General features: G+C 62.0%; 8 protein-coding genes. 5 read left to right on the forward strand and 3 right to left on the reverse strand.

The features are described 5' to 3' along the window. Window positions 1-5: 5 nt before the first annotated feature. Both ACERK3_07350 and ACERK3_07355 read right to left on the reverse strand, forming a co-directional pair. The gene (locus ACERK3_07350; protein ID MFA9478112.1) at window positions 6-719 is read right to left on the reverse strand and encodes a PEP-CTERM sorting domain-containing protein; all 714 of its coding nucleotides are present in this window, start codon (window positions 717-719) and stop codon (window positions 6-8) included. 149 nt (window positions 720-868) lie between these two features. Next, window positions 869-1,753, reverse strand: coding sequence for a metallophosphoesterase (locus ACERK3_07355; protein MFA9478113.1), 885 nt, complete (start codon window positions 1,751-1,753; stop codon window positions 869-871). A gap of 383 nt (window positions 1,754-2,136) precedes the next feature. Between ACERK3_07355 and ACERK3_07360 the strand changes: the two genes are divergently transcribed. Continuing rightward, window positions 2,137-3,234, forward strand: a complete 1,098-nt coding sequence (locus ACERK3_07360) for a substrate-binding domain-containing protein (protein ID MFA9478114.1) — start codon at window positions 2,137-2,139, stop codon at window positions 3,232-3,234. A 68-nt stretch (window positions 3,235-3,302) separates the two neighbouring features. Next, window positions 3,303-6,473 carry an alpha-mannosidase gene (locus ACERK3_07365; protein MFA9478115.1) on the forward strand — a complete coding sequence of 1,057 codons (3,171 nt, stop codon included), beginning with the start codon at window positions 3,303-3,305 and terminating at the stop codon, window positions 6,471-6,473. A gap of 46 nt (window positions 6,474-6,519) precedes the next feature. On the opposite strand, the gene ACERK3_07370 is transcribed toward ACERK3_07365, so the two are convergent. Beyond that, window positions 6,520-7,899 (reverse strand): glycoside hydrolase family 71/99-like protein, encoded by a 1,380-nt coding sequence (locus ACERK3_07370; protein ID MFA9478116.1) that lies wholly within the window; start codon window positions 7,897-7,899, stop codon window positions 6,520-6,522. Between the two features lie 273 nt (window positions 7,900-8,172). Here ACERK3_07370 and ACERK3_07375 point away from each other — a divergent pair, with 273 nt between their 5' ends. From ACERK3_07375 to ACERK3_07385, 3 genes are all read left to right on the forward strand, one after another. After that, the gene (locus ACERK3_07375) at window positions 8,173-9,810 is read left to right on the forward strand and encodes a metallophosphoesterase (GenBank protein ID MFA9478117.1); all 1,638 of its coding nucleotides are present in this window, start codon (window positions 8,173-8,175) and stop codon (window positions 9,808-9,810) included. Between the two features lie 95 nt (window positions 9,811-9,905). Next, a complete protein-coding gene (locus tag ACERK3_07380) occupies window positions 9,906-11,198 on the forward strand; it encodes a fibronectin type III domain-containing protein (GenBank protein MFA9478118.1) in 1,293 nt (430 codons plus the stop codon). A gap of 105 nt (window positions 11,199-11,303) precedes the next feature. Further along, a complete protein-coding gene (locus ACERK3_07385; GenBank protein ID MFA9478119.1) occupies window positions 11,304-12,509 on the forward strand; it encodes a fibronectin type III domain-containing protein in 1,206 nt (401 codons plus the stop codon). Window positions 12,510-12,561: the final 52 nt, after the last annotated feature.

Consider the following 12,561-nt stretch of genomic DNA (forward strand, 5'->3'; position numbering starts at 1 on the left):
GCGTTTTATTTCGTCGATGCGCTGCGTCGACGCAGCAGCAGCATCATGCCGCCCGCCCCGACTAACGCCAACGATGCAGGTTCCGGGACGCCTTGCACGGTGATCAGGTCCAGATAGAGTTGAGCGCCAGATGAAGTCGTCACCGACCCACTGATACCCTCAAATTCATTCGTCCCGGGCTTCATCGTGCTCATCACACGGAAAGCGAAGTCCGAGTTGTCGCTCACGCCTGCCACTTCGGACAGGTCATAGATGTGGGTGACCCAGGTAGAGCCGCTGGACGAACCGATTTCGCGCTCGATCAGGTCGTAGTCGATGAAGTTTTCGCCATCAATCGAGTACTGGACTGTCCAGTATCGCGATAGGCTACTCGAACTGTAGGCGGTATCCCACCAGACCACGATGTCCGACATGCCGGAGGTGTCGACCGAAATCTGCCAGCCTCGCGACTTGTCCGGAATCGGATCACCCATGTTCCAACTGCTGAGACGGTTCCGATTGTTTGGGACACCCGGATCGTTGGGCGACCCGTCATCGGCAGGACTGCCCCACGAGGTATTCACGTTGTCGAGCACGCCTGCGCCGATGGATGGTTCGAACTGATTATCCAGATCATTGAAATCCCATTGAGCGATCACTTCCGCCCCCTCCGCCGTCGACGCCCCCAGCGCCAGACCAGCTGCGAGTCCCGCGGCCAGAATGCCTTTTCCGATATGCATTGCAAGTTCTCCTCGAAATGTGCGAGCGCCGTGCCCGCAATCCGCCAGGTGCCCAGCCGAGCCTACAACGTGCAGGCGACCGTCGATTGACACCAGAAACATGTGATTCATTCCTCGGCCTCGACAGGCCGACGTCATTCCCAACAAACCTATGTAAGCATTTGATTTTCGTGAGCGACTTTGCCCAACGGGTCAATGGTCAACATCGTCCATCCTTCAGGCTGGCGATCATGGGGCAAGCCGAATGAAATCGCCGGGGCGATGACATGCGGAATACCGTCGTGCTCGAAGGCACGCGGGTTGTGCGTGTGGCCGCAGACGAACAAATCCACGCCTCCTTGTTTCAGCAAACCCAGCATGCGCTGACGCGATTCAGGCTCGATGTTGAAATACGCGTCCTCTTCATCCACCTCCCGCACGAACAGCGGGTAATGCGCCATGAACACCGTAAAGTCATCCGTCGGCCGGGCGAGTTGCTCTTCAAGAAACGCCCACTGTGCCGGCTCGCCTTCGAGCCCCATGCCCATGTACGACGAATTGGCGACCACCAGGCGAACGCCCGGCACGAGTTGCGTCTCATAAAACGATCGGCCGAACACTTCCTCCCACTGCTCCACGCGACGGTCCGACAAGTGCGACGACCGCTCCGGCATCGGCTTGTTGCCGATGTCGTGATTGCCCGGCGTGCACCAGACCTTCTCCACGTTCAGCCAGGAGATGTATTCCTGAAAGTCTTCCACGCCCGCGGCGAAGCCATGTGTCGTGCAGTCACCCGCCATCAGCACCGCATCCACCTCCGCCGCGTTGACCTGCTCGATCACACGTTCAAAGTTGGCGCGAAACGCAGCGTGATCCTCCCGCAGCGACACGTGCGGATCCGCAAGCAGCGCGATCTTCCACCCGTTGCCTTCGGTCGTCTCGACCGACCGCTGAACCGCGGCAACCGGCGAATGCCCCACGAACGCCACTCCAAGCAACGCGCCGGAGAAGCCCTTGAGAAACCCTCGGCGATCAATTTGGAGCGATCTAGCCATACCAAACTCAACAGATGAAGACAGATGAAAGGCACTCAGAACAACCACAGATAAATATACCTACTTGGGCTAAACCTTGTCAACCCTAAACCTCACCCCATTGGCAATCCTGGATCCTGCCTGACACCCCGCCTGCGGCAAAGCGACACATCAGCCCTTTTCATTTTCAACATAAAATATTTATGTCTAGATGTTTACGCTTATAAATGATTCCTCGAAAGCGATCCTCAGAAGGAAACATAATACATCCGCACGTCCTGAAACACCGCACCGTGAAACAAATCACTCTTGTATTTCGCTTCATTTTGGTATAAAAAATTAAATAATGACCTTCACGCGGTCCATCAATGGGCGATCTCCCGTCTCACTTTGAGCGAAAGCCTATGAAATTGACGCAAGTCCAGACGATGCTGGAGCGGCGCATTCGGCTCGGCGACTACCTGCTTAAGGACATGCCGGGCGAACGCGAGCTCGCCGAGGAGGCCGGCGTGTCCCGCATGACCGTCCGCAAGGCTGTGCTCAACCTCATCAACACCGGCATCCTCCAGCGCGATACGAACGGCCGGGTGACGATGAACCGCAAACGAGCGGAGCATCCGGCCCGCATCGCATTCCTTGCCCCCTGCCTCTCGTCAACCGATTTCGAGCGGTGGCGACTCGCCCTTGATGCTCTGGCGAAAGAATTCACCGCCGTGACCCGCACCCTGCTCTATGCCCACTGGGACGACCCGGTCCTGCTGGATGCCATCGAGCGCTTCGATGGCGTCTTCATCCTGCCCATTGCCGAGCCGGTGCCCGGTCGCATCGTCGATCGCCTGTGCGAGGCACGGGAAGCCGTCGTCATCCTCGGCCAAGACATGATTGCCCAAGGCTTGCGGTCCATCCGTCTGCTTCCGCCGGCCGCGACGCACCGATTGTTGGATCTGCTCGCCGAACTTGGTCATCGACGTATTGACTGCTTCAACGTGCAGCATGTTGATCGAAGCATTGAAGAGCGCATCGACCAGTGGAAACTCTGGCGCGCGGCGCATCGCATGCCAGGCCAACTGCTCGGGCAGCCGGTGCAGCAACCTGCCTCGCCCGTGACCGAAGCATTCCAACAAATGCGGGGCATCCTCGATCGTGACGAACTTGAAACAACCGCCCTGCTGTGCACCACCGCATCCTCAGCCATTGGTGCGGTACGAGCCTTGCACAGCCGCGGGTACAAGGTCGGCCACGATGTTTCGATCTGCGTCGTCAACGACGAAAACATCGCCCGCATGTTTTCGCCGTCACTGACATCGTTGGAAATGCATGATCCGACGCCCTATCTGTCACTGTGCCTCACCCAAATGCAGCGCCACCACGACGGCTGGGCGGGCTCGCTGCTGATGCAGCCGACCGATGTCCCACTGTTCATCGGCGAATCCACAGGCCCGCCCGCTCGCAAGCCGATCACCGATTGTGATAATGTAAAGAAAGTGAAAGCCTCGCTATGACAACTATCCCCAAAGACACGATTGCCGCGGAGTCCGCTTCCCCCGCGAGCCTCAACGCAGGATCTCCCATGATCGAATACGCGCCCACGATCGATCAGCATCAAGCCGAGCGTCTGCTCAACGACGTGCTTCGCCCGCAGGTCTTTACCGATCTCATCCCGCTGAATGTTGCGGTTCATCAGTGCGACTCGCCCATCGGCTACGACGCGGCGATCTCGCAAGACTACCGCTCGGTGGACTTGAACTTCAACTGGGGCCCCGTCTGGTCCACCGCGTGGTTTCGGCTGCGCGGTGAAGTGCCACGCACATTCGCCAACCAGGACTTCCGCCTGCTCTTCGACACCGGCACCGAAGCGCTTTGCTGGTGGGACGGCAAGCCCTACCAAGGCGTCGAGCTGCATCGTCAGGATGTCAAGCTGCCCGCCAGCGTTCGTCCGGGCCAATCGCTGGAGGTTTTTATCGAGGCGGCGTGCAACCACATGCTCGGCATCGGTCCGCTCTACGGCGACCCGGGACGCATCGGCGACCTCGCCCGCACGCAGGCCGGCACACTCAAACAGGCTCACCTTGCCTGCTATCACCCCCATCGCGCTGCGATGGTCAATGAGTTTGAGATGTTGCTGGACCTGGCACGCTCGCTGCCGTCGGATACCTCGCGTGCCCGCCAGCTGAACCGCGCGATTCGACAGGTCTGCCAGGCCATCCGCCGTGACCAGTTCGACGTGGCGATCGCCTGCGCCCGGCACATCATCGGCCGCATGCTCGACGTGGCCGGCGAAGCCGACCGCAACACCGCCCACTGCATCGGGCACGCCCATATCGACCTTGCCTGGCTTTGGCCCGTCCGCGAGAGCAAGCGAAAGTGTGCTCGCTCGTTTTCCACCGTGCTGCGCTACATGGAGCGACATCCCGAGTATCGCTTCATCCAAAGCCAGGCCCAGGCCTACGAGTGGGTGCGCGAGCAGTATCCCGACCTCTTCGAGCAGATCAAACAACGCGTCGCCACCGGCCAGTGGGAAGCCGGCGGCGCGATGTGGGTCGAAGCCGACTGCAACGTCATCTCCGGCGAATCGCTCGTTCGGCAGATTCTCAAGGGTACACGCTACTGGCAGCAGCACTTTGACGTCGAGCAACGCTACCTCTGGCTGCCGGACGTGTTCGGCTACTCCGCCGCGCTGCCACAGATCCTCAAGCAGTCGGGCCTGGATGCATTCTTCACGCAAAAAATCAGCTGGAACCAGTTCAACAAATTCCCCCACCACAGCTTCAACTGGGTCGGCATCGATGGTACAAGCATCCCCGCTCACTTTTTCCCGACCGACAACTACAACTCGACCAACACCCCCAAAGAGCTCACCCACGGCGACCGCAACTACAAACAGGCCGGCTCGAGCCCGCACTTTCTACAGGTGTTCGGCTACGGCGACGGCGGCGGCGGCCCCACCGAGCCGATGATCGAACGCATCCGACGCGCTCCCGATACTGCGGGCCTGCCCAAAACCCGCTTCTCCCGCGTTGATGAATTCGTCGACATCCTCGTCGACGATGCGCCGAATCTGCCCGAGTGGGTCGGCGAGCTCTACCTCGAACTTCATCGCGGCACGTACACCACCCAGGCTCGCTGCAAAAAATTCAACCGCCTCGGCGAACGCCTGCTCCAGGATGTCGAATTCGCCCAATGCCTCGGCGGCGACACCGCCGACGAACGCGCCGAGCTTGATCGGTTGTGGAAGCTGCTGCTGCTGAATCAGTTTCACGACATCATCCCCGGCTCATCGATCCAGTGGGTCTACGACGATGCGCTGCGCGACTACAAAGACATTCTCACCTCGGGCAATGAGCTGCTGACCCGGGCGATGCAGCGCATCACGCCGAGCGACGGCGCGGGCGAGGCCGCGACGCAAGCCGATGAAGCCGTGCTTGTACTGAACAGCGGTTCGCATGATCGCGATGCCGTGTTATGCATGCCCACCGACGCGGACTCGGCCGGGCGGTCGTGGCAGATGAACGATGGTGAACATCTCACGACACAGGCGGTCCACGATTTCGACCAGCGCCAACAAATGCTCGTCCAGATGCGTGATGTCGCACCCTTGAGCGCCACGCTGATTGCCCCTTCGTCCAAATCGGCGGCAGACCACGGGACGCCGCCATCGCGCGTGCGCGTAGACGGCCTGACGCTGGAGAACGAGCTGCTCAAGGTGCGATTGAACGACGAAGGCCAGGTCACGTCGCTCATCCACAGGCCCACCGGCCGCGAAGCGATCAAGGCCGACGAGCCCGCCAACCAGCTCATGCTTTACGAAGACTTCCCCGCCGACTGGGACGCGTGGGATATCGACATCGGCTACCTCGGGCAGGGTGGCCCGCTCGATTCGCCGGTGGAATGCGAAATCATTGAGCAAGGCCCCGTCCGCGTCGCAATCGAGTTTCGTCGTGCTATCGGCAAAGCCAGTGAATGCGTCCAGCGCGTGCAGGTGACAGCCGGCCTGCCTTATGTCGAGTTCCACACGCAGGTGAACTGGCGTGAAAGCCATCGCCTGCTGCGCGCCCTGCATCCGGTCGACATCCACGCCGACTACGCCACGTACGAAATTCAGTTCGGCCACGTGCGACGGCCCAACCACTTCAACACCAGTTGGGACTACGCCCGCTTCGAAGTCGCCGCCCAGCGATGGATGGACCTTTCCGAAACCGGCTTCGGGGTGGCATTGCTCAACGACTGCAAGTACGGCCACTCCTGCCATCGACACGTCATGGGCCTCTCCCTGCTGCGCTCCCCGAAATCGCCCGATCCGGAAGCGGACATGGCGGTCCACGAATTCCGCTATGCGTTGATGCCACACGACGGCTTTGACGCCGGCGCGATCGTCGAAGCGGCCGAGCAACTCAACCAGCCGCTGCGCGTCGCACCCGCACAGGCCCCGGCACAGTACTTCCCGCAGGCAGACACGCACCAAAGCCCCGTGGCCAGCTTCGCACATCTCGAGGGCGAGCACGCGCCCGGCGTCGTCATCGACACCGTCAAGCTCGCTGAAGATGGCGATGGCATCGTGCTACGCCTGTACGAAATCCGCGGCGGCCGGGGCGAAGCCAACCTCGTATTCGACCGGCCCGTCTCGCATGTGGAAGAAACGGATCTGCTGGAACGAACGACCCAGACCCACGAAGCCACCGGCCGAGTACGACTCCGCTTTACACCGTTTCAGATTCGCACCGTAAAAGTCCGCCTGCGATAAGGCGAGCGACCACAACCTGAAAATTGCAAATCGCCCTGCGTCACGCTCAGCCCATCAACTCGCGTTGAATCGCTTCCGAGCCGACACGCAGGGGCATCGTCGCGCGATGCTCCGCCTCGCCACGAATCATGCGTGTCGCCTGACCGACAAGCCAGAGGTAGTGATCCGACGGCAGCCCCTTGTATGTGCGAAAGACACTCTCGCCCACCGGCGGATCGTTGGTGACCTTGAAGATCTGCGTGCCCTCATCGATCTCGTCAAACATCGCCTGGTAAACCATCGGCGCCCCCATCTCGCGCAGCGCCGCGTATTGCGACCAGAGAAACTGCCCTCCAAGCCGGGGAATCTGCTGGTCGGACGAGAGGCCCTTGAGATTCACCCAGCTGAAGCCGGGGAACACGACTGGCAGGTATGTCTGCCCGCGACCTTGACAGTAGTTCAGGTCGGGTTGCCAGAACAGTTCCGCATGCTCCGCGACATCGCTCGGATTGCGGAATCGCCCGACCGTCCAAGGTGAAATGATGTCCGCCTTCGCGAGCACGGCAGGCAACGCCCGGTCACTGCTCGCGTCGCGCTCCTGCTCGCGCCAGCCGGTCGGCACGCCGAGCATCAGCGTCACGCCACCATACTGTGGGTCGTTCTTGAAAAACTCGATCAACTCGTCACATTCCGCGACCGAGTACCGCCGACGATCCCCGAACCCCACGCCCCACACCGCCACCACCGGCCGATCGTCGTGATGCAGGTATTGCCGATCATCATCGCGCCGCAGAAAGCCCAGGTCGTCCACCAGATGACGCCAGTCAGCCTTGACGCGCTCCATCTCCCCGGCGCCCATGCCGCTGAGGTCGTACATCACCGCATACGCTCGGCCGTGCCGGTTGGCCGACGCGCGACAATGCTGCAAAACGACGTCATTCGAGTCGCGCCGCGCAATGCCTTCCTCGCCCGGCCGGGCAACCTCGACCACGAAGCGCTGCACGAACACGCCATCAATGCCGTAGTCTTTCATCCAGCGAAAGTGGCGGTCGACGGTCTTGGGATGCTGCGAGCTGAACGCGTACGCCGTCGATCCGTCGGCATGACGGAACGGCGTCGCGAACTTTTCGTCGTCGTCAAATTCCGAAAGGTCAGGCCAGAAGTCAATCGTGCAATGGCCCGGCTCGAATCGGTCGCCTTTTACGTAATGCTGCCACCCCAGCCCGCTGCCATCACCCGGGCTGCGAAACCACCCCTGGTAGCCACACATCACCTTGCCGTGCAGCCCCTTCGGATCAACGCGCGCCCCCGCCGGCGACGCCGAAGTCGTCGCCATGGCCATCGCATCGCCGCCGACACGTGACCCCACAACGCCACCCGCCGCCAGCAACGTCATGGCAGCAGCGGAAACGCGGTGATGAAACTCCCTGCGGGTGATCAAAGACATTCGCAAGTCTCCTTTCGAAGGGCTAAACAAGCAGATTGAACGGGACTGGACGGGTTGACACCAATTTTAAATCTTATACCATGTATGTACAAAAAATAGCAAGTCGTTCTACCTGAAACATTCGATTTTTAGATGAACCCCCTTAAATCAGGGTCGATACAGCGAAACACAGCGGTTGCGGAAGAAACATCCATGCGAATTTAGATTGTTTTGGTATAGAACCACTTTCATTCCGCTTCACCACAGCCCGGTTGACCTCGCGGGAGTCCCATCATGCGATTCATGCTCTTGATCGTCGGCTGGCTGCTGGCCAGTGTTCTTGCAAACCTCAACCCCGCCGCCGCCGAAGAGGCTGAGCCCCGCCCGCAGTTGCGCATCGCCCTGCTCGCCGACCCGCACATCTCCGTGCGACCCGACGCCGCCGAGCATCGCCGCAACTTCGAACGCATCATCGAAAAGGTCAACGCCGAGCAGGTCGACGCCGTGCTCATCGCCGGCGACTTGACCACGCACGGCTTCCGCATGGCCGTCGAAGATTTCCAGGGCTACATCGACCGCCTCGATGCCCCCGTCCACCTCGTGCCGGGCAACCACGACATCGGCAACAAGCCGCTGCCCGATCGCGAAACCAACCTCTCCAATGACCGCCTCGCCCACTACGAGTCCGCCTTCGGTCCATCGTTCTACGAAGCCCGACTCGCTTCCGGCGTCCGCCTCGTCGCCCTCAACAGCCTGCTCATGGGCACCGATCTCCAGCGCGAGCCGGACCAGTGGGCCTTCCTCGAAGAATCGCTCGCCGAGCCCGCCGACAGCTACACCATCGTGATGACCCATCACCCGCCGTTCGTCGAGCAACCCGACGAGCCGAACGACTACTTCAACATCGAACCCGAATCGCGCAGCCGGCTGCTCGCACTGCTTGCCCGGGCCGAGGTCGATCTGCTCGTCGCCGGCCACACCCACCGCCCGCTCGAACACGAGCATGACGGCACCCGCCACATCATCGCCCCTGCGATCTCCTTCGGCCTGCCGCACGACCAGCAACCCGAAGGCTGGACGCTGCTCACCCTCAACGCCGACAACTCGGTCACGCGCGAAGACCGCTTCCTCGCCCCCGAAGAAGCGGAGGTCGACGAAGACTGGCTCGCGAAGCTGGAGACGATCGCCCCCATCGCTGTGATGCCCATGGCCGAGCCGGGCAACCGTGTCGCCCGCTTCTTCCGTGACCGCGGCGTCGAAGAAGTGCTCGCCCCGCTCACCGGCGAACAGATGGTCGACGAAGAACACTTCACACCCGACCGCTATCCCGTCACGCTCTACCTCTCCGGCGAGGCGTTCCGCCGCAGCGTCCATGAGCCGGGCGACGTCGAACGTGCCCTGCTGCGTTACCTGCGGGCCGGCGGCGTGCTGGCCGTACTGCCCTCGCTGCCGTTTCCCTTCTATGCCGACGAGCGAGGCGAAGAGGTGCTCAGCGCCGGGCGATTCGGCCTCATGCTGCTGGCCAGCGGCGAACAGGAAGGCGACGCCTTCGGCTTCGAACGCCCCGAAGAAGACGAGCAGCTCCGCTTCATCGTGCACGATGCCACCCTCCGCGAGCTGGGCCTGCCCGAGTCGCTCGACTACCCCGAGCAGGGCGATCAACGCTGGCGGCCCCAGGTCGAACTGCGCAGCCGCGACGAGTACGAAGCGTTGATCTCGCTCGTGGATGAAGAAGGCCGCGCCCGCGGCGACGGCGCGGTATTCACCGAGCACTTCAACCTGCGCGGCGAACCGACCGGCCGAACGCTCTACGTCGCCTCCGTGCTCACGCACGTTCATCCGCAGCGCGACACGATCATCGAAGGCATCCTCACGTTCCTCGTCCAACGCGTCCGCGCCGATGCCGATGCACCGGCCACCGCGGACGAGTGAACGCACACTGATTTCCGGATGGCGGCCCGTCGCCTTGAATGCCTGGTGCACGTCCGCGCCATCCAAGCACTGTTTCACACATAGGGAACGATGCGATGCTCAAACGACCGATCGAATCAACCGGCGGGCTCGCCCGCTCGCTCACGCTCCTGCTCGCGCTGGTGGCCCTCACCCCGGCTGCCAGAGCCAACGATCCGCTCGCGCTCTATCTCACCTGGCAGCAGGACCCTACCACCACCATGACCGTGCAGTGGCATACGCTCATGGACGTCAGCGCCACGTCGCTGATGTACCGCCCGCTGGGTGAAACCACCTGGCAGACGCAGTCCGGCGCCTACACCCCCTTCCCCGACACGCCCCGACACATCCACGCCGTTGAGATCACCGGCCTCGATCCCAATCGTGACTACGAGTTTCGCCTGCCCGGCTACAGCGACACCTACAAGTTCCGCACCATGCCCGCCGACTCAAGCCAGCCGATCAACTTCGTCGTCGGCGGCGACATCCGACAGAGCCAAAGCCGATACCGCGACATGCACGACCAAGTCGCCAAGCTCGACCCCATGTTCGCCGTAATCGGCGGCGACCTCGCCTACGACGACGGCCGCGCCGACCGCGTCAACAACTGGCACCAGTTCTTCGACGCCTGGCGCGACCGCATGGTCACCCCCGACGGCCGACTCATCCCCATGCTCCCCGTCGCAGGCAACCATGAACTCACCGGCGGCTACACCGACTCAAACGACCCCAACGCCGGCCGAACCTACTTCTTCGACCTCTTCAAATTCCCCGGACAGCCCGGCCCCGTCGCCATGGACTTCGGCAACTACCTCAGCCTCGTCACCCTCGACACCGGCCACTTCGTCCCCGTGCCTGAACAGAACGAATGGCTCGACGAAACACTCGCCGAGCGACGCGAGCGCGACGTCGACCACATCCTCCCCATTTATCACATCCCCGCCTACCCCTCGTCGCGCGATTTCGACCACCGTCGCATCACCGAGGTCCGCGACGAATGGACCCCCATCTTCGACAAGTACGACATCGACATCGCCTTCGAGCACCACGACCATGCTTACAAGCGAACCCCGCGCATCCGTGCCGGCGAAATCGACCCCACCGGCGTGCTCTACATCGGCGACGGCGCATGGGGGGCCTCAACGCGAGATGTCCACGACCCGGACGAAGCATGGTGGCTCGACGAAGCCGCCAGCGTCAACCACGTCATCCACATGACCATCCTCGGCGAATACCGCTTGCTTCAGGTCATCGACATCAACGGCAACATCATTGATGAGTATGGCTTTATCCCGGAGCCCACATCAGCGGCACTGCTGCTCGCCGGTGGGCTGAGCCTGTTCGCCCGTCGACGACGACAGTCGGCTTGAACAAATCCCCCCATCGGTCGACCATCCGCCCCCCGTGCCGGCCGATGGGGGTCTTTTGTCTCACTCGCGCCCCGACGTTTCTGCCTAGATTTGGAGTGCTGCCCGATGAAACATATCCGCGTACTGATCTTCATGCTGATGCTTGCAATGCTCGGCGGGCCTGCTCATGCCGAGCCGTTCGACCCGCCCGCGCTCTACCTCACCTGGCAGCAGGACCCCACCACTACCATGACCGTGCAGTGGCACACGCTTGACGACAGCCGACCAAGCGAACTGGCCTACCGCCAGGCCGACGACCATGACGCCCCTTGGCAGCAGGCGATCGGCGAGCACTGGCCCTTCCCCCACACCGACCGCTTCATCCACGCGGTCGAAATCGTCGACCTCGAGCCGAACACCGACTACCTGTTCCGCTTCACCGACGCCGGCCCTGAGTACCGCTTCCGCACCATGCCCGCCGACGCCAGCGAGCCGGTCGTCTTCGTCGTCGGCGGCGACCTGATGCATCGACGCACGTGGATGGAAATCGTCAACGAGCAGATGGCTGCCCGCGAACCCATGTTCGCTGTACTCGGCGGCGACCTCGCCTACGAAGACGGCCACCCCGACAAGGTCGACCGCCTCTTCGACTTCTTCGAAGCCTGGAAAAATACCGCCGTCACCCCCGACGGTCGAATCATTCCCATGATCCCACTTATCGGCAACCACGAAGTCGACGGCGGCTGGCAACGCGACCGCGCCAAAGCACCGTTTTTCTACGACCTGTTCACCATGCCCGGCTGGCCCGGCTACGCGACCCTCGACTTCGGCGATTACCTCAGCCTTATCATCCTCGACTCCGGCCACATCATCCCCGTCGACGGCGAACAGAGCGACTGGCTCGACCAGCAACTCGCCGAGCGTCGCGAGCGCGGTATCACGCACGTCTTTCCAGTCTACCACGTGCCCGCCTACCCCTCCGTCCGACACTTCTACGACGGCCGAAGCCGCGACGTCCGCAACCACTGGCCACCCATCTTCGACAAGCATGATGTCGATATCGCCTTCGAAAACCACGACCACGCCTACAAACGCACGCACCGCCTCCGCGACGGCCAGGTCGACCCCACCGGCACGCTCTATGTCGGCGATGGCGCCTGGGGCGTTCAGCTTCGACCCGTCAAAACCGGTCCTGAAGAAGAAGTCTGGTACCTCGACGAAGCCCACAGCATCCACCACGTCATCATCGTCACGCTTCATGAGCAGGATCGCTGGCTCGAGGCGATCGACAACGAGGGCAAAACGTTCGATCGCTACCCGCCTGAGGAATGAGCGGGGGCCTCGGCCGTGCTTCGGACTAGACCAGACCGCCAAACAGCCCTTT

The sequence above is a fragment of the Phycisphaerales bacterium AB-hyl4 genome (genome assembly GCA_041821185.1).
GTDB classification, from domain to species: Bacteria; Planctomycetota; Phycisphaerae; order Phycisphaerales; family Phycisphaeraceae; genus Natronomicrosphaera; species Natronomicrosphaera hydrolytica.